This window comes from Nocardioides caricicola, from assembly GCF_039541135.1.
In the GTDB taxonomy this organism is placed as follows: domain Bacteria; phylum Actinomycetota; class Actinomycetes; order Propionibacteriales; family Nocardioidaceae; genus Nocardioides; species Nocardioides caricicola.
On sequence record NZ_BAABFQ010000006.1, the window covers coordinates 57,512 to 79,176 of the forward strand.

Annotated in this window: 22 protein-coding genes; 9 read left to right on the forward strand and 13 right to left on the reverse strand. The window is 71.3% G+C overall.

Annotation, left to right across the window (positions count from 1 at the left end):
• From recF to dnaA, 4 genes are all read right to left on the reverse strand, one after another.
• A partial coding sequence (gene recF / locus ABD875_RS11665; RefSeq protein WP_345176509.1) for a DNA replication/repair protein RecF occupies positions 1-722 on the reverse strand: 722 nt, incomplete at its 3' end.
• Positions 723-729: 7 nt separating this feature from the next.
• Positions 730-1,638 carry a phosphogluconate dehydrogenase (NAD(+)-dependent, decarboxylating) gene (gene gnd / locus ABD875_RS11670; RefSeq protein WP_345176513.1) on the reverse strand — a complete coding sequence of 303 codons (909 nt, stop codon included), beginning with the start codon at positions 1,636-1,638 and terminating at the stop codon, positions 730-732.
• Between the two features lie 23 nt (positions 1,639-1,661).
• Positions 1,662-2,801 (reverse strand): DNA polymerase III subunit beta, encoded by a 1,140-nt coding sequence (gene dnaN, locus ABD875_RS11675; RefSeq protein WP_345176517.1) that lies wholly within the window; start codon positions 2,799-2,801, stop codon positions 1,662-1,664.
• Between the two features lie 364 nt (positions 2,802-3,165).
• Positions 3,166-4,620: a chromosomal replication initiator protein DnaA gene (gene dnaA, locus ABD875_RS11680; RefSeq protein ID WP_379187253.1), complete on the reverse strand. Its 1,455-nt coding sequence runs from the start codon at positions 4,618-4,620 to the stop codon at positions 3,166-3,168.
• A gap of 573 nt (positions 4,621-5,193) precedes the next feature.
• Here dnaA and rpmH point away from each other — a divergent pair.
• From rpmH to ABD875_RS11720, 8 genes are all read left to right on the forward strand, one after another.
• Positions 5,194-5,331, forward strand: a complete 138-nt coding sequence (rpmH, locus tag ABD875_RS11685) for a 50S ribosomal protein L34 (RefSeq protein ID WP_011758123.1) — start codon at positions 5,194-5,196, stop codon at positions 5,329-5,331.
• Between the two features lie 31 nt (positions 5,332-5,362).
• Positions 5,363-5,713, forward strand: coding sequence for a ribonuclease P protein component (rnpA, locus tag ABD875_RS11690; protein WP_345176520.1), 351 nt, complete (start codon positions 5,363-5,365; stop codon positions 5,711-5,713).
• Positions 5,710-5,988: a membrane protein insertion efficiency factor YidD gene (yidD, locus tag ABD875_RS11695; protein ID WP_345176524.1), complete on the forward strand. Its 279-nt coding sequence runs from the start codon at positions 5,710-5,712 to the stop codon at positions 5,986-5,988. Before rnpA ends, yidD begins: the two co-directional genes overlap by 4 nt.
• A 3-nt stretch (positions 5,989-5,991) precedes the next feature.
• Positions 5,992-7,002 carry a membrane protein insertase YidC gene (yidC, locus tag ABD875_RS11700; RefSeq protein WP_345176528.1) on the forward strand — a complete coding sequence of 337 codons (1,011 nt, stop codon included), beginning with the start codon at positions 5,992-5,994 and terminating at the stop codon, positions 7,000-7,002.
• Complete coding sequence (locus tag ABD875_RS11705) at positions 6,999-7,526, forward strand: Jag family protein (RefSeq protein ID WP_379187250.1); 528 nt, start codon at positions 6,999-7,001, stop codon at positions 7,524-7,526. Before yidC ends, ABD875_RS11705 begins: the two co-directional genes overlap by 4 nt.
• A 69-nt stretch (positions 7,527-7,595) precedes the next feature.
• Complete coding sequence (rsmG, locus tag ABD875_RS11710) at positions 7,596-8,291, forward strand: 16S rRNA (guanine(527)-N(7))-methyltransferase RsmG (protein ID WP_345176533.1); 696 nt, start codon at positions 7,596-7,598, stop codon at positions 8,289-8,291.
• 122 nt (positions 8,292-8,413) lie between these two features.
• The gene (locus ABD875_RS11715) at positions 8,414-9,358 is read left to right on the forward strand and encodes a ParA family protein (RefSeq protein WP_345176537.1); all 945 of its coding nucleotides are present in this window, start codon (positions 8,414-8,416) and stop codon (positions 9,356-9,358) included.
• A complete protein-coding gene (locus ABD875_RS11720; protein ID WP_345176541.1) occupies positions 9,355-10,302 on the forward strand; it encodes a ParB/RepB/Spo0J family partition protein in 948 nt (315 codons plus the stop codon). Before ABD875_RS11715 ends, ABD875_RS11720 begins: the two co-directional genes overlap by 4 nt.
• A gap of 30 nt (positions 10,303-10,332) precedes the next feature.
• On the opposite strand, the gene ABD875_RS11725 is transcribed toward ABD875_RS11720, so the two are convergent.
• Together ABD875_RS11725 and ABD875_RS11730 are read right to left on the reverse strand one after the other, a co-directional pair.
• A complete protein-coding gene (locus tag ABD875_RS11725) occupies positions 10,333-11,100 on the reverse strand; it encodes a lysophospholipid acyltransferase family protein (RefSeq protein WP_345176545.1) in 768 nt (255 codons plus the stop codon).
• A 4-nt stretch (positions 11,101-11,104) separates the two neighbouring features.
• Entirely contained in the window at positions 11,105-12,319 is a 1,215-nt protein-coding gene (locus ABD875_RS11730; protein ID WP_345176550.1) for a pyridoxal phosphate-dependent aminotransferase, read from the reverse strand.
• A gap of 62 nt (positions 12,320-12,381) precedes the next feature.
• Between ABD875_RS11730 and ABD875_RS11735 the strand changes: the two genes are divergently transcribed.
• Positions 12,382-13,008 (forward strand): GNAT family N-acetyltransferase, encoded by a 627-nt coding sequence (locus ABD875_RS11735; RefSeq protein ID WP_345176555.1) that lies wholly within the window; start codon positions 12,382-12,384, stop codon positions 13,006-13,008.
• 1 nt (position 13,009) lies between these two features.
• Here ABD875_RS11735 and trxA read toward each other — a convergent pair whose 3' ends face one another.
• The 7 genes from trxA to ABD875_RS11770 form a co-directional block, all read right to left on the reverse strand.
• A complete protein-coding gene (gene trxA, locus ABD875_RS11740) occupies positions 13,010-13,333 on the reverse strand; it encodes a thioredoxin (RefSeq protein ID WP_345176558.1) in 324 nt (107 codons plus the stop codon).
• Positions 13,334-13,419: 86 nt separating this feature from the next.
• Complete coding sequence (trxB, locus tag ABD875_RS11745) at positions 13,420-14,430, reverse strand: thioredoxin-disulfide reductase (protein WP_345176561.1); 1,011 nt, start codon at positions 14,428-14,430, stop codon at positions 13,420-13,422.
• A gap of 86 nt (positions 14,431-14,516) precedes the next feature.
• Positions 14,517-15,218, reverse strand: a complete 702-nt coding sequence (locus ABD875_RS11750; protein ID WP_345176564.1) for a hypothetical protein — start codon at positions 15,216-15,218, stop codon at positions 14,517-14,519.
• A gap of 34 nt (positions 15,219-15,252) precedes the next feature.
• A complete protein-coding gene (gene sigM, locus ABD875_RS11755) occupies positions 15,253-15,933 on the reverse strand; it encodes an RNA polymerase sigma factor SigM (protein ID WP_345176568.1) in 681 nt (226 codons plus the stop codon).
• Positions 15,930-17,795: a protein kinase family protein gene (locus tag ABD875_RS11760; RefSeq protein ID WP_345176572.1), complete on the reverse strand. Its 1,866-nt coding sequence runs from the start codon at positions 17,793-17,795 to the stop codon at positions 15,930-15,932. Before ABD875_RS11760 ends, sigM begins: the two co-directional genes overlap by 4 nt.
• 17 nt (positions 17,796-17,812) lie before the next feature.
• Entirely contained in the window at positions 17,813-19,468 is a 1,656-nt protein-coding gene (murJ, locus tag ABD875_RS11765) for a murein biosynthesis integral membrane protein MurJ (RefSeq protein WP_345176575.1), read from the reverse strand.
• Complete coding sequence (locus ABD875_RS11770) at positions 19,465-21,651, reverse strand: DUF6049 family protein (RefSeq protein WP_345176579.1); 2,187 nt, start codon at positions 21,649-21,651, stop codon at positions 19,465-19,467. The genes murJ and ABD875_RS11770 overlap by 4 nt, the downstream gene beginning before the upstream one ends.
• Between the last annotated feature and the right edge of the window lie 14 nt (positions 21,652-21,665).

Here is a 21,665-nt window from a genome sequence, read left to right on the forward strand (position 1 = left end):
TCGGCGGCGCTGGTGCGGCCCTCGAGGTCGAAGGACGGCTTGTACTCGATGTCCGCGTCGTCCCGGGTCGCGCCCCGCGCCACGGTCTCGTACGCCTTGCCGACGTACGGCCGGAGCGCGTCGACCAGCGCCAGCCGCTCCGCGAGGAGCTCGGCGCCGGTCCGGGCGAGGTGGTCGTCCCACACGCCGAGCGTGTCCAGGGCCCCGCGGCTGATCCGAGCGGTCTTGAGCAGCGAGTTGCGCTGCTTGAGCACCCGGTCGTAATCGGCGCGCACGCCCGCGAGCCGGGGTGCACGCAGCACGAGCAGGTCGTCGAGGAGCTTGCGCCGGTCCGACGGGTCGCCCTTGACCAGGGTCAGGTCCTCGGGGGAGAAGACCACCGTCCGCACCAGGCCGACCAGCTCGCGCGCCCGCGGCAGCGGCGAGCGGTTGATCCGCGCGCGGTTCGACTTCCCCGGGTTGAGCTCGACCTCGAGCACCGCGGTGCGGCCGTCGCGCACCACCGCCGCCCGCACCACGGCCTGGTCGCTGCCGGCGCGCACCAGCGGCGCGTCGGACGCGACCCGGTGCGAGGCGAGCCGGGACAGGTAGTCGATCGCCTCGACGAGGTTGGTCTTGCCCTGCCCGTTGCGGCCGATGAACGCGGTGACGCCCGGCGACAGCTCGACGTCCGCCGTGACGTACGAGCGGAAGTTGTGCAGGGTCAGGTGCGAGACGTACACGACACGGTCAGGGCGCGGGGTGGGCGTCGGCGCCGACCGGCGGCTCGGTGTGGACGGCGTGCCCGCCGAACTGGTTGCGCATCGCTGCGATCGCCTTCATCGCCGGGCTGTCGTCCTGACGCGAGACGAAGCGGGCGAACAGCGAAGCGGCGATGACGTTCATCGGGACGGCGTTGTCGATCGCCGCCTCGACCGTCCAGCGGCCCTCGCCGGAGTCCTCGGCGTAGCCGGCGATCTTCTCGAGGTGCTGGTCGTCCTCGAGCGCGGCGACCAGCAGGTCGAGCAGCCACGAGCGGATGACCGTGCCGGATCGCCACGAGTCGAACACTTCGGTGACGTTGTCGACGAGGTCGACCTTCTCGAGCAGCTCCCAGCCCTCGGCGTAGCTCTGCATGATGGCGTACTCGATGCCGTTGTGGACCATCTTGGCGAAGTGCCCAGCGCCGGGCTTCTTGCCGGCGTGGACGAAGCCGCCCTCGTCGGGCTTGAGGGCGTCGAACGCCGGCTGGATCTTCGCGACGTCGGCGTCCGAGCCGCCGCACATCAGCGCGTAGCCGTTCTCGAGGCCCCAGACACCACCGGAGACACCGCAGTCGACGAACCCGATGCCCTTCTGCGCCAGCATCTCGGCGTTCACCTGGTCGTCGGTCCACTTCGAGTTGCCCCCGTCGACGACGAGGTCGCCCTCGCCGAGGAGGTCGGCCAGCTCCCGGATGGTCTGCCGCGTGGGGTCACCCGCCGGCACCATCACCCACACCACCTTGGGGGAGGGCAGCTGCTCGACCATCGCCGCGAGGCTCGCGGCGTCCGCGAGGTCGGGGTTGCGGTCGTAGCCGATGACGGTGTGGCCGGCGTTGCGCAACCGGGTGCGCATGTTGCCGCCCATCTTTCCCAGGCCGACGAGTCCAAGATCCATGGGCTCAGCCTAGGCCGCGGGTCTCAGGAGAGCAGACGGCGCGGCATGAGGAGGTACCGGAACGCCGTGTCCCGCTCGCCGTCCGCGACCGAACCGCTGATGACGACGGGCTTGGACGCCTGCGTGAACGCGAGCTCGACGACCGGCTGCTCGATGGCGGTGAGGCCGTCGAGGAGGAACTGCGGGTTGAACCCGGTGGTGATGTCCTCGCCCTGGATGGTCGCCTCGATGGACTCCGACGCCTGGGCCTCGTCGCCCGAGCCGGCGTCGAGGGTCAGCACGCCGTCGCTGAACGCGAGCTGGACGGCGGTGTTCCGCTCGGCGACCAGGGAGACGCGCTTGACCGACTCGATCAGTGCGGTCCGGTCGACCAGGGCGGTGGTCTGGTGCTCGCTGGGGAACAGGCTGCGGACCTTCGGGAACTCGCCGTCGAGGAGCCGGGTCGTCGTCCGGCGCAGCCCGCCGGGGGCCTGACCCTCGAAGCCGATGATGCCCTCGCCGCTGCCGGTGCTGGCGAGGGCGATCGTGACCTCGCCGCCGGCGGTCAGCGACTTCGCGGTGTCGCCGAGCACCCGAGCCGGGACCAGCGCGGCCGCGGACTCGTCGGGCGTGCGCGGGTTCCAGTCGAGCTCGCGGTGCGAGAGCCGGAAGCGGTCCGTGGCGAGCAGGGAGATGGTCGAGCCGTCGATCTCGATGCGCACGCCGGTCAGCACCGGGAGCATGTCGTCGCGGCCGGCGGCGGTGACCGCCTGCGCGACAGCGTGGGCGAACGCCTCGCTGGCGACCGTGCCAGTCGCTGCCGGCATGTCCGGAAGGCTGGGGTAGTCCTCGACCGGCATCGTCTGCAGGCTGAAGCGCGCCGAACCGCAGGTCAGCGAGACGCGGGCGCCGTCGAGCACCATATCGACCGGCTTGGCGGGCAGGCTGCGGCAGATGTCGGCGAGCAAGCGGCCGCTGACCAGGGCCCGGCCCTCGTCGCTGACCTCGGCGGTGAGCGTGGCGCGGGCGGAGGTCTCGTAGTCGAAGGTGGAGAGCACCAGGCCCTCGTCGGTCGCCTCGATGAGCAGGCCGGCGAGGACGGGGACGCTGGGTCGGACCGGGAGGCTGCGGGCAGCCCACGCGACGGCATCGGCCAGGACGTCGCGCTCGACGCGGAACTTCACGATGGTTCCTTCGGGTCTGCTGGTGGGAAATCTCGGGATGCGCATCCTGCCATGCACCGGGGACGTCCGGGAGTTGTCCCCAGGAAGGGGGCCGGGTGGATGTTCACGGTCGATCGGGATGTCTGGAGGTAGGTCGGAGTAATAGGTGCGGTGGAATCTGTGGAGAAGTCGGGTTTGTGCAGGTCAGCCGGGGTGTGGCCGGTGCACAGTGGCTGTGGAACGACAAATGAACGACTCGGTCGTCGTGTGGATCGCGAGCACCGTCGATGGGGGAGTCGGCTGTTCGTCCACAGGTTCTCCCGGATCCCTCGGTGCCCGCCCACATGTCGTCCACAGCTGGGGAACGACATCGACGGGCCGGTGGTCAGGCCTGCCGCGCCTGCAGCTTGACGCGGTTGGTGAGCTCGCTGACCTGGTTGAAGACGGCGCGACGCTCGGCGAGGAGCTGGTTGATCTTCCGGTCGGCGTACATGACCGTCGTGTGGTCGCGGTTGCCGAACTGGGCACCGATCTTGGGCAGCGACAGGTCGGTGAGCTCGCGGCAGAGGTACATCGCGATCTGCCGGGCCATCACGAGGTGCCGGCCGCGGCTGGGCCCGGTGAGCTCCTCGATCGACAGGCCGAAGTACGCCGCGGTCTGGGCGATGATCAGCGCGGCGGTGATCTCGGGCTCCCCGCCCTCGGGGATCAGGTCCTTGAGGACGATCTCGGCCAGGGTCATGTCGACCTCCTGGCGGTTGAGGTTCGCGAAGGCCGTGACGCGGATGAGGGCACCCTCGAGCTCACGGATGTTGGTCTGGATCTTCGAGGCGATGAACTCGAGCACGTCCGGCGGTGCGGTGAGCCGGTCCATGGCGGCCTTCTTGCGCAGGATCGCGATGCGGGTCTCGAGGTCCGGCGGCTGGACGTCGGTGATCAGCCCCCACTCGAACCGGTTGCGCAGCCGGTCCTCGAGCGCCTCGAGCCGCTTGGGTGCGCGGTCGGAGGTCAGCACGATCTGCTTGTTGGCGTTGTGGAGGGTGTTGAACGTGTGGAAGAACTCCTCCTGGGTCTGGGTCTTCCCCTCCAGGAACTGGATGTCGTCGATCAGGAGCACGTCGACGTCGCGGTAGCGGCGCTTGAACCGGTCCTGACGGTCGTCGCGGATGGCGTTGATGAACTCGTTGGTGAACTCCTCGCTCGACACGTAGCGCACCTTGGCGCCGGTGTAGAGCGACCGCACGTAGTGGCCGATCGCATGCAGGAGGTGGGTCTTGCCGAGCCCGGAGTCGCCGTACACGAGCAGCGGGTTGTAGGCCTTGCCCGGGGCCTCGGCGACGGCGACCGCGGCGGCGTGGGGGAAGCGGTTGGACGATCCGATGACGAACGTCTCGAACGTGTACTTGGGGTTGAGGCGGGTCTCGAGGGCGTTCGCGGGGCGGGCCCCTGCGTCGCCGGTGGGACCGGTCGCCTGCACGGGCGCCGGGAGATCGGCCTCCGGAGAAATTGTCGACATGTCGATGTCTTGACTTGTCGACTGCTCGGGGAGCTCGGGCGGCGCCGGCGCGGTCACGAGCTCCTCGAGCTGCGGGTTCACCGTCACCGCGATCCGGATCTCGCGCCCGAACCGGACGGTGAGGGCGTCCTCGAGCTGGGCGCGCAGCCGGCCCTCGAGCTGGTTGCGCGTGAAGTCGTTGGGCACCGCCACGATGGCGGTGCTCTCGTGGAGCGTGACCGGCTCGCTGGCGCGCAGCCAGGCCCGCTGGTTCGGTTGGAGGTCGTCCACCACGCCCCGCCACGCGACGCTGAGGTCCGAGGTGCTCTGCTCCACCGTTCCCACTTCCTAGGTTGTCCCGGTCGTTCGAGAGGCCCCATCGTCACCGGTCGCTCCGCGTCGTGCAGGAGAACCGGTCAGCCTCTCGCGGCCTGTCGCTTCCACAACTTTGTCCACAGGTTGTGAACCCGACGCTGTCCTTGTGGACAGCGTCCTACCGAGACCGCGTAACGGACGAATCGGGAAGCTGTTTTCGCTGGTCAGCGGGCCTTGACCACCGACGAGGTGGGGGTCACACAGACGGTTGATCCGATACGGTCCGAGGGGCGGCGGGGAACCTCGGTAGCGGCGAACGTAACAACTGGTGGAGGGCTCGGGCAACCCGTCATCCACAGGCCGGGCCAGACCCTCGCGACGCCGGTTTGACCCTGTGGAATCCCAGCGCGTACCGTTGCTCGGTCACCCGGTGTCGACCGGTGCCGCATGTCCACGACAGAGCAGCTGCGCGAGCACATTTCGTGCGGGTCGTTCGTGGGTGCGCGGTGCCAGCCGAAAGGCCTCGAAGTTCAGCCCAGAAGTTCAGCATCGTGCCGCTCCGGCCCGGCGTGACTGCCCTGACAACACCATGGAGAGAAGCCCATGAGCAAGCGTACGTACCAGCCGAACAACCGCCGCCGGCACAAGGTGCACGGTTTCCGTCTGCGCATGCGCACCCGTGCGGGCCGCGCGATCCTGTCCTCGCGTCGCCGCAAGGGCCGCAAGAGCCTCGCCGTCTGACGGCCCCGCCGGCCGGACCCAGGTCAGCCCCGTGCTGTCCCCGGCTCACCGCCTGACCGACGGTGCCTCGTTCCGTGAGGCGACCCGCAAGGGTCGCCGCAGTGGAGCGCGCACCGTCGTGGTGCATCTGGCGAGCGACGCGTCGCTCACCGAGACCCCGCGGGTGGGCTTCGTGGTCAGCAAGGCCGTCGGGAACGCCGTCACCCGCAACCGCGTGAAACGCCGCCTGCGACACCTCGCCCGGGAGCACCTCGCGTCGCTCCCGGGCTCTGCTGTGCTCGTGGTCCGCGCCCTCCCCGCCGCCGCCACCGCGTCCTCCGCGGAACTCGGCGCTGACCTCGAGCGTTGCCTCGATCGGGTGCTGCCGGAGGTGAGTGGATGAGGTACGACCCGCTGCGGTACCTGTTGATCGGGTTCCTGCGCGCCTACCGCCTGCTGATCAGCCCGCTCTACGGTCAGGTCTGCCGCTACCACCCGTCCTGCTCGGCGTACGCGCTGCAGGCGGTGACCGAGCACGGTAGCGTGCGCGGGTCGTGGCTGGCCGGCCGGCGACTGACCCGCTGCCACCCCTGGGCCGCCGGTGGCTACGACCCGGTGCCCGATCGATCTTCCCGCCCGCGCGCGGGCTCATCTCCCTCACCCCAGCAAGGAGCCTGATCCGTGGGAATCCTCGGCGACATCGGCGGCCTGATCATGACGCCGCTGTACTACGCCATCTCCTTCATCATGGTGGCTTGGCACACCTTCTTCACCGAGGTTCTGCAGATGCCGTTCGACGGCGGCGGAACCTGGATCCTGTCGATCATCGGTCTGACGGTGACGGTCCGCGCTGCGCTGATCCCGCTCTTCGTGAAGCAGATCAAGTCCAGCCGGAACATGCAGCTGATCCAGCCCAAGGTCAAGGAGCTGCAGAAGAAGTACGGCCACGACCGGGAGCGTCTCGCCCAGGAGACGATGAAGCTGTACAAGGAGAGCGGGACGAACCCGTTCGCCTCGTGCTTGCCGATCCTGATCCAGATGCCGATCTTCCTGGCGCTCTTCCGCCTGCTGGACCACCACGCGGAGGAAGGCGGCATCGCCTTCCTCACCGAGGACCTCGCCGACAGCTTCATCAACGCCGAGCTGTGGGGCATCCCGATCAAGGCGACGTTCCTGAACTCCGGCGGCGACATCGCCGTCCAGGTGCTCGCGCTGATCCTGGTGGCCGCGATGACCGCCACCACGTTCACCACCCAGCGCCAGCTGATGAGCAAGAACATGCCGCCCGACGCGCTGACCGGACCGTATGCGCAGCAGCAGAAGCTGCTGCTCTACGTACTCCCGGTCGTGTTCGCCGTCGGTGGCATCGCCTTCCCGATCGCCGTGCTCTTCTACTGGACCACCTCCAACCTGTGGACGATGTGCCAGCAGTTCTACGTGATCCGGAACAACCCGGCTCCGGGCACCGCGGCCGAGAAGGCCAAGCTCGAGCGCGACCGTGAGAAGGCGGCGCGGAAGGCGGCCAAGCGCGGGGAGGTCCCTGCCGACGAGGTGGCTCCGGTCGTCGATGAGGCTCCGGCCCCCCGCCCCCAGCAGCGCCAGCAGCCGAAGAAGCAGTCCCGAGAGCAGCGCAAGAAGTCCGGTGGGCAGCGTCCCGCCGCGGATCCGAGTCCCGAGGGGGAGCAGCAGTGAGTGACGACGCAGTGACCGACGAGGCCGTCGAGCAGCAGGAGTCCGAGGTGGGCGAGTCCTCCTCGCGGGTGCAGCAGCTCGAGCAGGAGGGCGACATCGCGGCGGACTACCTCGAGGAGCTCCTCGACATCGCCGACCTGGACGGCGACCTGGACATGGACGTCGAGGGTGACCGCGCCGCGGTGTCGATCGTCGGAGCCGACCTCTCCCAGCTGGTGGGCGCGAAGGGCGAGGTGCTGGACGCCCTGCAGGAGCTGACCCGGCTCGCCGTCTACCGCGAGACCGGTGAGCGGTCCCGGCTGATGCTGGACATCTCCGGCTACCGCGCGGAGAAGCGTGCGGAGCTGGTGAAGCTGGCCGAGGAGACCGTCGCCCAGGTGAAGGAGACCGGCGAGCAGGTGTCGCTCACGCCGATGTCGCCGTTTGAGCGCAAGGTCGTGCACGACGCCGTCGCGGCCGCCGGCCTCGTGTCTGAGTCCGAGGGCGTGGAGCCCCACCGCTACGTGGTCGTCCTCCCCGCATGAGCACCGTGTCGTGATCGCATGAGCGATGTTTCACGTGAAACGCCCTCCGCGCCCGAGGTGGCTCGGAGGGTGTTTTCGTCTGAGCGACTTCCGCTGGCCGAGCGCTACGCCGAGCTGCTGGCGACCGATGGGGTCGTGCGCGGGCTGATCGGCCCGCGGGAAGCGCCGCGCCTGTGGGACCGGCACCTGGTGAACTGCGCGCTGCTCGCCGACCTGATCCCGGCCGGCGCCACCGTCTGCGACATCGGTTCCGGGGCGGGCCTGCCCGGTCTGGTCCTCGCGATCGCGCGTCCGGACCTGCGGGTCACGCTGGTCGAGCCGCTCCTGCGACGCACCACGTTCCTCGAGGAGGTCGCCGAGGCGCTGCAGCTCGAGGGCGTCGAGGTGGTCCGGGGCCGGGCGGACTCGGTGCACGGGTCGCGACGCTTCGACGTCGTGACCTCGCGCGCCGTTGCCCCCCTGGAGCGGCTGCTGGGGTGGTCGATGCCGCTGGTGGCCCCCGACGGGGCGCTGGTCGCGATGAAGGGGAGCTCGGTGGTCGACGAGATCGAGGCGGCTCGTGAGGAGCTGGCCCGGTGGCGGTGCGCCGAGCCGGAGGTCGTGGAGCTGGGTGTAGGCGGGGAGATATCCCCGACCGTCGCCCTGCGAGTGGCCTGGGCCGATCCCGCCCAGGTATCTTGGCCGCTTCCGCCCACGCGGGGTGGCGGTGCATCGAAGTCAGCGAGCCGCAAGGGCCGCAGATCGAACCGGAGGCGAGAGGCGTGACCGAGTTTTCCACTGGTGAAGGCTGGTCGCCTGAGCGTGGTTCTCCACAGACCGACCCTGTTCATCCACAGGCGGGGGATAACGACCCCGACGCCGACGTTTCACGTGAAACCGGCTTCCGGGTGCGTACGGCGGCGGACATCGCGGTCGCCGCGCCGGACTTCGACCACGACCCGGGAACGCCGCTGGCGCAGGCCGCCGAGCACACGGTCCTGGCCCGGCACGGCGCCCGGATGCGGCCTCCGCTGGACCGTCCGGGGGCGACCCGGATCTTCGTGGTCGCCAATCAGAAGGGTGGTGTCGGCAAGACCACCTCGACGGTGAACGTCGCCGCGGCGCTGGCCCAGCTCGGGCAACGGGTCCTGGTCGTCGACCTCGATCCTCAGGGCAACGCCTCCACCGCGCTCGGCGTCGACCACCGACGCGGGGTGCCGTCGACGTACGACGCCCTGGTCGAGGGGGCGCCGCTCGAGGAGGTCTCCAGCCCCAGCCCGGAGTCGGAGAACCTGTTCGTGGTGCCGGCGACCATCGACCTGGCCGGCGCCGAGATCGAGCTGGTCTCGGTGGTGGCGCGCGAGAGCCGGCTGCGCAAGGCGATCCACGGCCATCCCCTGGTCGGCTCGGCCGACGAGGTGGGGGAGGACCGCTTCGACTACGTCCTCGTGGACTGCCCGCCCTCGCTGGGCCTGCTCACGCTGAACGCCCTGGTCGCCGGCAACGAGATGATGATCCCGATCCAGGCGGAGTACTACGCCCTGGAGGGCCTCGGCCAGCTGCTGGAGACCGTGGAGATGGTCCGCGCCCACCTGAACCAGGGGCTGGAGGTCTCCACCATCCTGGTGACGATGTACGACGCGCGGACCCGGCTCGCGGCCGGCGTCGCCGACGAGGTGCGCGAGCACTTCGGCGACCAGGTGCTGAAGACGTTCATCCCGCGCTCGGTGCGGGTCTCGGAGGCCCCGTCGTACGGGCAGACCGTGATGACCTACGATCCCGGATCGCCGGGTGCGCTGTCCTACCTCGAGGCGGCGCGCGAGATCGCGACCAAGGGAGCACCGACCAGATGAACGCCAACCGCCCGCCGCAGCGTCGCGGGCTCGGCCGTGGCCTGGGCTCCCTGATCCCGACCGGGCCGACCGCCGAGGACGGCGAGACGCCCGTCGACACCGCGCCCGAGCCGGACGGCCTCGCGCCGGTGGCCGGCGCGTACTTCGCCGAGGTGCCGGTCGGCCAGATCACGCCCAACCGCGTGCAGCCGCGCCAGGTCTTCGACGAGGACGCGATGGCCGAGCTCGTGCACTCGATCCGCGAGATCGGCGTCCTCCAGCCGATCGTGGTGCGCAAGCACGGGCCCGAGGAGTTCGAGCTGGTCATGGGCGAGCGCCGCTGGCGCGCGTCCCAGCAGGCCGGCCTCGAGGCGGTCCCGGCGATCGTGCGGGAGACCGACGACGTCGACATGCTCCGCGACGCGCTGCTCGAGAACCTGCACCGCTCCCAGCTCAACCCGCTGGAAGAGGCCGCGGCCTACCAGCAGATGCTCGACGACTTCGGGTGCACCCACGAGGAGCTCGCCGGGCGCATCGGCCGGTCCCGCCCCCAGATCAGCAACACGCTCCGGCTGCTCAAGCTGACCCCGGCCGTCCAGCGCCGCGTCGCCGCGGGCGTGCTGTCCGCGGGTCACGCCCGTGCGCTGCTCGCCATCGACGACTCCGACCTGCAGGACCGCCTGGCCCAGCGGGTGATCGCCGAGGGCATCAGCGTGCGCGGTCTCGAGGAGATCGTCGCGGTGCGGGACCCTGAGGCGCCCGCACCACGCGCCTCCCGCGCCAAGCCCGTCGCCCCAGGCCTGTCGGACCTCGCGGAGCGGCTCTCCGACCGGTTCGAGACCCGGGTGAAGGTCGACCTCGGCCGGGCCAAGGGCAAGATCACGGTCGAGTTCGCGACGCTCGACGACCTGCAGCGGATCGTGGACATCATGGATCCACGCAACCGCTCCGATCGCCCGATCTGAGTAGATCTAGCGATAAGTCGGTTTGTCGACTTATCGGCCAGTCTCTTTGTTGGCACGCCTCTCGGCGCGCCGGCGCTGCTCCTCGAGGTCGAGCCGCGCCGCCTCCTCCAAGGTCGGCGCGCTCCCGCCGTACGACGCGGGCAGCCACCACGACCCCGGCGGCTGCTCCGCCGCAGGGTAGGAGCGGATCGTCGCGTCGAGCAGGTCGCTCATGACCGCGTGCAGCGCGGCGGTCTCGGCGACCGGGTCGGCGCCGGTCGGGTGCATCGGCTCACCGACGCGGATCGCGATGGTCTTGCCGCGGGAGAAGTCGCGGGGGTGGTCCTTGGTCATCATCCGCTGGGTGCCCCACAGGATGACCGGGACCAGCGGCACCCCGGCCTCGGCCGCGATCCGCACCGCGCCGGTCTTGAACTCCTTGAGCTCGAAGGAGCGGGAGATGGTCGCCTCCGGGAAGATGCCGACGGCCTCGCCGGACCGGAGGTACTCGACGGCGGTCCGTGCCGAGGCCTCGCCGGAGCCCCGGTCCACCTCGATGTGGTGCAGCGAGCGCATGAGGCGGCCGGCGACGGGGTGGGCGAAGATCTCCTTCTTCGCCATGAAGCGCACCAAGCGGCGCGAGGGGTTCGCCGCGAGCCCGCCGTAGACGAAGTCGACGTACCCGATGTGGTTGCAGGCGAGCAGCACGCCGCCCTCCCGGGGGACATGCTCGGTGCCGGTCATCTCGAACTTCTGGCCGAGCAGCCGGAACGCGGTCTTCGCGGTGAGGATCACCGGTGGGTAGGTGTAGTCGCGCATGACGTCAGCGCCGCGTCGCCAGGAACTCGGCGATCCGGCCGATGGCTTCCTCGAGGACGTGCACGTCCGGGAGCGTCACCAGCCGGAAGTGGTCGGGTCGCGGCCAGTTGAAGCCGGTGCCGTGGGTGACGAGGATCTTCTTCGCGCGCAGCAGGTCGATGACGAACGTCTCGTCGTTCTCGATCGGGTAGACCTCGGGGTCCAACCGCGGGAAGCAGTAGAGGGCACCGCGCGGCGCTACGTTCGAGACGCCCGGGATCTCGTTGAGCAGCCGGCTGGCCAGCATGCTCTGCTCGTAGAACCGGCCGCCTCGGACGATCAGCTCCTCGACGGACTGGTAGCCGCCCAGCGCGGTCTGGATCGCATGCTGGGCGGGCACGTTGGCGCACATCCGCATGTTGGCCATCAGGGTGAGGCCCTCGAGGAAGTCCTCCGCGACCTCCTTGGGCCCCGAGATCATCACCCAGCCGGCGCGGTAGCCGCAGACGCGGTAGGCCTTCGAGAGCCCGCTGAACGTCAGGCAGAGCACGTCGTTGCCGGCGTACGTCGCGGCGTGGTGGTGGACCGCGTCGTCGAAGATGATCTTCTCGTAGATCTCGTCGGCGAAGACGACCAGCTCGTGGCGCCGGGCGATGTCGATGAGTCCCTTGACGGTCGCCTCGCTGTACACGGCACCGGTCGGGTTGTTGGGGTTGATGATCACCAGACCGTGGGTGTTCTCGGTGATCTTGGCCTCGATGTCGGCGAGGTCGGGGTTCCACCCGTTGCTCTCGTCGCAGACGTAGTGGACGGCGGTGCCGCCCGAGAGCGTGACCGCCCCGGTCCACAACGGGTAGTCGGGCGCCGGCACCAGGATCTCGTTGCCGTCGTCGAGGAAGGTCTGCAGGACCATCGTGATGAGCTCGGAGACGCCGTTGCCGATGAAGACGTCCTCCACGGAGACGTCGCGCAGGCCGCGGCTCTGGTAGTACTGCGCGACCGCCGTCCGCGCGGGGTAGATCCCCTGGCTGTCGCTGTAGCCCTGGGAGTCCGGCAGGTGGTGGACGATGTCGGCCACGATGGCCTCGGGTGCGTCGAACCCGAACGGTGCGGTGTTGCCGATGTTGAGCTTCAGGATGTGGTGACCCTCGGCCTCGAGACGCTGTGCCTCGACGAGGATCGGCCCACGTACGTCGTAGCGGACGTTCTGCAGCTTCTTGCTCTGTCGGATCTTGCGCACCCGGCCATCCTGACAGGCGCGGGCCTACGATGGCTCGTGGGATCCGACCCGCGGGAGGTGAGATGTCACGCAAGATCGTCCGGCTCACCCTGGACCACCTCGCCGCCTTCGAGACGCCGTGCCGGTCCTGCCTGTTCTGGGAGCTGGACCCCGTGCGTCGTGACCGGGTCAGCGACCCGCGCGCCGAGAAGGACGCCTGGGTCTCGGAGGTGCTGCGCGAGTGGGGCTCGTGCGGGCGGGTGGCGCTCGTCGACGACGTGCCGGTCGGCTACCTGGTCTACGCCCCCGAGGCGTTCGTGCCCGGGGCCGCGAGCTTCCCGACCGCGCCGGTGTCGCCGGACGCGGTCCTGCTCACCATGGCGTACGTCGACCCGGCGGCGCAGGGCGGCGGGCTCGGCCGGATGCTCGTCCAGGGCATGGCGCGCGACCTGATCAAGCGCGGCGACGTCGGCGCGGTCGAGGCCTTCGGCGACCCTGCGGGACGGCCCGGGCGGTGCGTGGTGCCGGTCGACTTCCTCGGGAGCGTGGGCTTCAAGACCCACCGCCCGCACCCGACCAGCCCGCGGATGCGGATGGAGCTGCGCACGGCGGTCACCTGGCGCGACGAGGTGGACGCGGCGCTCGAGAAGCTCATGGGAGCACTGAGGCCCGCGCCGAAGTCGACGCGGGCCTCACGTGTGGAGAACTAGCTCAGACCAGGTCCTCGAGCTCCTTGAGGAGCGCGGCCTTCGGGCGAGCACCGACGATGGTCTTCACGACCTCGCCGCCCTGGTAGACGTTGATCGTCGGGATGCCGGTGACCCGGTAGGTCGACGGGGTGACGGGGTTCTCGTCCACGTTCATCTTGAGGAACGTGATCTTGTCACCGTGGGTGGAGGCGATCTCGTCGAGGATCGGGGCGACCTGGCGGCACGGACCGCACCACTCCGCCCAGAAGTCCACGAGGACCGGCTTGTCGGACTTGAGGACCTGCGCGTCGAACTCGGCGTCGGTCACAGCGTTGATGTTGCCCACGGATGATTCCCTTCTTCGGTGAACTCTGAGGTCTGATCACAGTCAACAGCAGCCCGGGGACGGTTGTTCCCCGGCACGCGGGGTGATCAGGCGCCGGCGGTCTGGACGGTCTCGCTGACCAGCTCGGCGTCGGCCCGTGCCTGGGCGTCCCGGGGACCGGACGCCGCGTGGTCCAGCTCGGCGAGGTAGCGCTCGGCGTCGAGGGCCGCGGCGCAGCCCGTGCCGGCCGCGGTGATCGCCTGGCGGTAGTGGTGGTCGACGAGGTCGCCGGCCGCGAACACGCCCGGCAGGTTCGTGCCGGTCGAGGGGTGCGTGACCACGACGTAGCCGTTCTCGTCGAGGTCGACCTGCCCCGGCAGCAGCTCCGAGCGCGGGTCGTGGCCGATCGCGATGAACAGCCCGGTCGCGGGGAGCTCGCTCTTCTCGCCGGTGACGGTGTCCTCGAGCGTGAGGGACTCCAGGCGGTCCGCGCCGTTGATCTCGGCGACCTTGGAGTTCCAGATGATCTCGAGCTTGGGGTCGGCGAACGCGCGCTCCTGCATGATCTTCGAGGCGCGCAGCTCGTCGCGGCGCACGATCAGGGAGACCTTCGAGCCGAAGCGGGTGAGGAACGTCGCCTCCTCGATGGCGGAGTCGCCGCCGCCCACGACCGCGATGTGCTGGTCGCGGAAGAAGAAGCCGTCGCACGTCGCGCACCACGAGACTCCGCGCCCGGAGAGCTCCTCCTCGCGGGGCAGGCCGAGCTTGCGGTAGCCGGAACCCATCGCGAGGATCACCGCGCGGGCCTGGAAGGTGTCGGTGGCGGTCTTCACGACCTTGACGTCGCCCGTGAGGTCGACCTCGACGACGTCGTCGGCGACGAGCTCGGCGCCGAAGCGCTCGGCCTGGGCGCGCATCTCGTCCATCAGCGCCGGACCCATGATGCCGTCGCGGAAGCCGGGGAAGTTCTCGACCTCGGTGGTGTTCATCAGCGCGCCACCGGCGGTGACCGAGCCCTCGAACACGAGCGGGTGCAGGTTGGCGCGGGCCGTGTAGAGCGCGGCGGTGTAGCCGGACGGGCCGGAGCCGATGACGATCACGTCGCGGACGTCGGTCATAGAGAGCGGGTCTCCTCGGAGTCGGTGCTGCTGAGCAGTCAGTAGAACCGATCGTAGGTGAGGAATCTTCCCCGGGCGGCGCTGGCCTAGCGGGCGGGAAGCGTGATCGAGCGGGTGGGTGCCTCGAGACCGCAGAGGTAGAGGTCGACCACCTGGGTGTCGCCCTGGACCGGGCGGAACACCAGCCACGCGCGGTCGCCGTCGTAGCGCACCGGCACCCGGCGGCCCGGGCCGACCCGCCCGAGGCCGCAGACCGCGGCGAACGCCGCCCCGTCGGACGCCAGCTCGCCGTCGGTGGTCTCGAACTTGTCCTGGGAGCGCAGCGGATGCAGCTGGTTGCCGGCACGGAAGTCCGCGACCTCGTCGCCGAAGCCCTCGGAGCTCAGCCGGAGCCGAGCCCACCGCCAGGCGGCGCCGCCGTCGGCGGGTGCCGAGGCCGCCTCCGGGGCCACGGAGGCCGCGTCGTCGCGGTCCGCCGACTCCTCCTGCGCGGAGGTGGCGGAGCCGGCGCCGGCGTCGGCGGAGTCCGCCCCGGACATGCTGATGCCCGACCAGTCCACCTGGTTGGCCCCGACACCGACCACGACGACCGCGGCGGCGGCCAGGACCCAGGCGCGGACGCGCCGCCGGCGCTGGTGCGCGGCGGCCAGGTCGCTGGTCGGGGTGGGCCGCTTCTCGTCCCGGAGGTCGGCGAGCACCCCGTCGAGGCGCGCTGCGACGTCGTCGGGCATCGGTTCGTCGTGCCGTGCGTCGGCCAGCAGCCGGCGTACCTGGTCGTCGTCGGACATGGGGTCACCTCCTCGGGGATCGTGGGTCGGGTGGTCACGCGGGCGTCGGTGGGCCGCGCGGGGCATCGTCGGATTCGACGGGCCCGGGGCAGACCGGGTTCCGCGGCAGGGCGTGGTCCGGCTCACTCGACCCGTCGTCGAGCAGGGGCGCGAGCAGCTCGGCGAGGCGGGCGCGGCCGCGTGAGCAGCGTGACTTCACGGTGCCGACCGCGCAGTCGAGCATCGCCGCGGCGTCGGCGACCGGGTAGCCCTCCATGTCGACCAGGACCAGCGCCGCGCGCTGCTCGGCAGGCAGCTCGGCCAGCGCGCCGAGCACCAGCCGGCGCCGCTCCTCGCGCACCGACAGGTCGGCCGGGTCATCGGCGGCGGGGGCCGCGGCCGCGAGCGAGCCGCGGTCGCGGTACTCCTCGAGGTCGTCGGGCAGCGTCTCGGTACGGCGCACCTTCGCGGCGCGGATCCGGTCCAGGCAGGCGTTCACGACCACGCGGTGCAGCCAGGTGGTCACCGCGGCGTCGCCGCGGAACGTGGCGGCGCGGCGGTACGCCGCCACCAGCCCGTCCTGGAGCCCGTCGGCCGCGTCCTCGCGGTTGCCCATCGTGCGCAGCGCCACCGCCCAGAGCCGGTCGCGATGGCGGTGGAAGAGGATGCCGAACGCCTCGGGGTCGCCGTCGACGTGGGCGCGGAGCAGCTCGTGGTCGGTGCGCTCGGTGCTCATCCGCGGACCGCGACCTCGGCGACCTCGCCACGGAAACCGTCCGGGACCGCGGGCAGTGACGTCAGCCAGACGGTGACGAAGCGTCCGGTGACCGGCTCGTCCAGCTCCACCCGGGTCCGCGTGCCGTCGGCCGTGTCGGCAGCCGCCGGCTCAAGGTCCTCGACCGCGGTCGGCGCCGCGTCGGTGACGTACAGCGAGAAGCTCGTCGGCTCACCCACGAACGTCAGGTCGACCGCCGCCACGTCGTGGGTGCCACCGAGGTCGATCACCAGCCCGACGCCGGTCTTCAGGCCTTGCGGCCCCAGGTCCTGCTCGTACGTCGAGGTCCGCCAGGACGTGCTGGGGTCGCCGTCGACGGCCAGCGGGGTGAGCTCCGGGTTCTCGTCCGACGGGTCGCCCTGGGGGTCGAAGTCGGTGGCGGTGAGGCCCTCGATCGGCTCCGGGGTCGCGGCCGCGCTGGTCGCGGGCGAGGAGGGGGTGGGCGACGGATCGTCGTCCGGCACCGCGCCGAGCGGGGTCCGGCCGCGACCCAGGTTGTAGGCGACCACGATCGCGACCAGCAGCAGCAGGCAGGCGGCGATCAGCGCGGCGAGGCGCAGCCAGCTCCGGCCGGGCACCTCCTCCTCGGGCGCGCTGGGAGCGGGGGCGGGGCGGGTGGCGCCGGTGACGGCCGTGGTGCCGGTGCTGGCGTCACCGAACGGCCAGTACTCCGCGCCCGTCGCGACCGGGGCGGGGTTGCGCGGCGTGCGGGTCTCCGACTCCGGCGCGAACAGCGGCCGCTCGGGGGGCTCCTCGAACGGCGGTGGCGGCGGCGCGGCCTCCGTGCGGGCCGCGATCCAGGAGACGTCGTCGTTGTCGTCGTCGAAGATCGGCAGGCCCGCCTGGGTGGGCAGGTCGGTCGACGACGGCGGGGCAGCGGCCGGCTCGGGCTCGGGTTCGGGCTCGGGTTCGGGGGCCGGCGAGGGCTCGCGGACCGGGGGGTCGGCGACCGCCGGGAGGGTGATGGTGTCCGGGTCCCGGTGGCCGGCCGCGGCCTCGGCGGCGGCCAGGCCGGTCGGATCGCCGACGAACGCGCAGAGGTAGTCGCCGATGCCCTGCGCGGTGGCCAGGTCGTGGGTCTCGCGGAGCCGGTCGCCCCAGGCGCCGGCGTACGGGTTCACGACCTCGTCGCACAGCGCGTCGAGCGAGCGGGGGATCCCGGCGCGGACCCGGCGCGGCCGGAGCACCTGGCCGGCCTCGATCGGGGCCGCCGGCACCGCCGACTGCGAGGTCCCGGGCCACTTGCCGGTGAGCGCGCAGTAGAGCAGCCCTCCCAGGTCGGCCACGTCCGTGGAGACCCGGCCCGGGGCCAGCCCGTGCATCGCGGCGTCGACGGCGAACCCGATCAGCCGGACCGAGCCGGCGTGGTCGACCAGCACGTTCTCGGGGATCAGGCGACCGTGCGCCACCCCGGCCTCGTGGCCGACCGCGATCGACGCGGCTACCTCGGAGACCAACCACGCGGCCCGGCGCGGGCTGAGCGGACCGCTGCTCGCGAGCATGATGTCGAGGGAGTCGCCCGACCCCCACTCGTTGACGACGTAGCAGAGCCCGTCGGCCTTGTCGGCGTCCAGCACGCGCAGCAGCCGCCGGTCGTGGACGGTCGCGGAGCGGCGCGCGGCGTCGAGCAGCGCGTCGGCGCGCTCGTCGTCGGCGGGGATCACGTGCAGCGCGACGTGCCGCTCCAGCACCCGGTCGTGGGCTCGCCAGAACCGGCCGCCCCCGCTCTCGGTGAGCAGGTCGACCAGGCGGTACCGGTCGGCGAGCACGTCGCCGGGCCGGATCGAGCTCGGCACACAGCTCCCCTCGTCGAGTCCGGACATCCCCATCGTAGGGCGGTTCAGGGCCGGCGCAGCAGGGGTACGCGACTGGTGAGCGTGTCGACCACGCTGGTCACCTCGCGCAGGCGCATAACGCGGGCCATCGCGATCAGCACGAGGGCGTCGACGGTGCCGACCAGCAGCACCCAGAGCGCGGCCACGCCCCAGCTGGGATCGTCCTGCACGCGGTGGAGGAGGTACGCCGCCGCGGCCGCCGCCGCGGTCGAGACGGCGACCGCGATCGCCAGCCGCACCAGGAAGCGCACGAGGGTCGGCGTGCGCAGGCCACCGAGCCGGCGGCGCAGGACGGCGTACGACACGACCGAGCCGACGAGGTACGACGCGGAGTAGGCGACCACGAGCGCCGGCGAGGTGTGCTCGGCGTCGGCGTCGCTGACCAGCCAGATCGCGACCGCGATGTTGGTGGCCGCCACCGCGCACTGGATCCAGAACACGGTCCGGTTGAGCTCGAGCGCGTAGAAGCCGCGCAGCACCAGGTAGTGCACGGTGAAGAACACGAGCCCGCCGCCGAACAGCGCGAGCGAGGGCGCGTACAGCTCGAAGGTGTCGGCGGCCGCGCCGAAGCCCCAGATCACGTGGGACAGGTCGACCGAGATCACCGGCAGCAGCAGCGCGAACGGGATGACCACCGCCAGCGCGGTCCGCAGCGTCTCCGCCAGCGAGCGGGAGAGGCCGTCGTCGTCATCGGCGTTCGCGCGGGCCGCCAGGCGAGGGAGGATCGCGGTCGCGAGCGAGACCGTCACGATCGCGTGCGGGACCATCATGATCAGGAACGTCGACGAGTAGATCGTGTAGCCGGTGCCGCCCTCGACGGAGCCACCACCCGCGAGCCGCACCACCACGGTGTACGCGACCTGGTTGACGATCACGAACAGCACGGTCCACACGGCCAGGCGGAAGGTGTGACCGAGCCCGGTGTTGCGGAAGTCGAACCGCGGGCGGAAGCGGTAGCCGGAGGCGCGGAGGTACGGCACCAGCACCAGGAACTGGACCACGATGCCGGCGGTCGCGCCGATGCCGAGCAGGGCCTGCTGGCCCGGCGTGAACGGGCCGAAGACCTCGGCACCCTTCGCGGGCCCGAACACGAAGAGGTAGACGACCAGCACGCCGACCGAGATCACGTTGTTCGCGATCGGCGCCCACATCATCGGGCCGAACCGGCCGCGGGCGTTCAGGATCTGCCCGACCAGCACGAACATCCCGTAGAAGAACACCTGCGGCAGGCAGAACCGGGCGAACGCGACGATCGACTCGCGCTGCTCGGCCATCGCGGGGTCGTCGTACTTGCTGTCGAGGAACACGTCCATGACGTACGGCGCGGCGGCGACCAGCGCCACGGTGACCACGCCGAGGAACAGGCCGGCGAGCGTGATGATCCGGCTCGTGTACGCCTCGCCGCCGTCGCTGTCGTTGCGCATCGAGCGCACGAGCTGTGGGACGAGCACGGCGTTGACCACGCCGCCGGCGAGCAGGATGTAGAGCATGTTCGGGATCGTGTTCGCGATCGTGAACAGGTCGGCGTGCAGCTGGTTGCCCAGCGCCGCGGCGAGCAGGGCCGACCGCACGAAGCCGCTCATCCGCGAGACGAGCGTGCCCGCCGCCATCACGGCGGCGTTGCCGAGGACCCGCTGCTGCTCGGTCTCTCTCTCGCTCATGACCGCGCCGCCCGGATCCTGCGGAACAGCCGGACCAGGATCGCGCCGAACAGCAGCGCGACGCCGGTGCCGATGATCAGCCAGATCACGCTGCTCACCCGGTTGGAGCGGATCGGGAGCGTGTCGGACGAGCCGAGGGCCAGGTCGTCGGTGTCGGTCAGCCGCAGCGTGACCGTGCGGACGCCGAGCCCCGACGACGACGCGTTGAGGAGCACGGTCCGGCGTTCGTTGGGGCCGAGCTCGATGTTGTCGGCGGGCACCGAGACCTGCAGCGGCGGGTCCGCCTCGGCCTGGATGCGCACCGTGACCGGCTGGTCGAGGTCGTTGGTGATCGTGGTGGCGAACCGGCCGCTGCCGCTGGACAGGATCACCGCGCGCGGCGCGTCGATGTGCACCGAGCCCAGCCGGGCCGAGATCCACGCGCGCGAGCGGTACGCCGCGACGCGGGCCGAGTCCGGGCGCAGCCGGTCGGAGTACGACGTGGTCGTGAGCGACTCGTCGAGCACCTCGCTCCCGACCTCGTCGTTCGCGGTCAGCAGGTTCTGCAGGGAGTCGCCGGCGTCCACGAGGGCGTTCGCGGCCGCGAACGCCGCCGGGTCGAGCTGGAGACGTGCCTGGCTCTCGGGGTAGTCGAGGTCCGCCTCGGCGACCGCGCTCCCCTCGCGCTGCATGACCCCCGAGACCGACGTGAGGTCCATCCAGTCGAGGTCGAGTCCGGAGAAGAACCCGTCGACCGGGTTCGGCCGCCAGGTCGACGGGAGCATCACCAGCAGCGGCTTGCGTGCCTTGGTCAGCGCCCGGACCGCGGCCTCGCTCACGATCCGCTGCCGGATCGCCAGCGGCGTGTGCGTGTCGTTGGGCCCCGGCCCGCCGCTGACCGCGCCGGAGGAGGTGACGCCGAGCGTGTGCCCGGCGGTGTGCGCGACCGGCGGTGCGTCGGCGCCGCCGAGCATCTTGTCGGTGACCAGCACGGTCGCGCCGGGTTCGGTGAGCCGGACCGCGTCGAGGCTGAGGTAGCCCGTGGGCGCGGACACCGCGGGCGTCGTGGCCAGCCCCCACGGCTGGAGCTCGCCGCTCGCGCGCTTGCGCGCCGCGCGGTACGCCGCCGGGTCGTTCTCGGCGGCGGCCGAGACGTCGACGTCGCCGTACGGCAGCGTGAGGACCTGGTTGCCCTCGAGCCCCTCGTGCAGCCGCTCCAGCCAGCTCGCGGCAGCGTCGGCCGCCGCGGCGACCCGGGGGCTCAGCTCCGGCTCGGGGACCTCCTCGCCGTCCTCACCCTCGGTCGGGGTGGCCGAGGGCGACGGCGACTCGGAGGCGTCCCCGTCCCCCTGGTCCCCCTGGTCGCCCTGGTCGCCCTCGTCGCCGTCGGGGTCGTCGGGGTCGTCGGTGATGGTCGGGGCGAGCGAGCGGGGCGGGTTGCCGGCGGCGAGCCGGCGCGCGGTGTCGACCACGGCCGGGTCGACGAGCCAGGTCACCGGCTGCGAGCCCGCTGCGACGCCGAGGTCGACCAGGGAGCGCAGCGCGCCGCCGGGTGAGAACGACGCGGTCCACGACTCGATGTCGTCGATGCTGCCGTCGGGGGCGAACAGGATCTGGCGGCGGATCGGGACCACCAGCGCGGTGTCGACGGGGCGGGCGTCGTTGCTGACCAGCGGCAGGAAGGTCCGGGCGCGGCCGTCGGCGAACAGGTCGCCGCCGGCCTCCTCGGTCGAGCCGAGCGCGTGCGCGCCGAACCAGTAGACCCCGTCGCCGAGCAGGTACGGCTCGAGCTCGGCCCGCGGGACCTTGATGGAGTACGGCGCGCTCTCGCCGGGGGCCAGCTCGTCGATCTCGTCGTACGTGCCCTCGGTGGTGATCCGCTGGCCGAGCAGCGCGTCCTCCGGCACGGTCGCCGCGTCTGCGAGCTGCTGGCCGGTCGTCATCGGTCCCTGGTCGCCCATGAAGGCGTAGACCGCGATCGAGGACCAGGTCACGTCGTCGTCGTTGGTGACCTCGCCGGTGAGCCGGATCGCGCCCTTCTTCGGCAGGGCCGACGGGGTCATCGTGTCGATCGTGACCGACAGCGGTGCGGTCTCCTCGGCCGTGGCGCGCGGGGCGGCCGTCGCGGGGGCCGTGACGAGCAGACCCGTGGCGAGGGTCGCGACCGCCACGAGGGCAGGCAGCAGCGACACCGGGCGAAGCACGCAGTGACTCTACT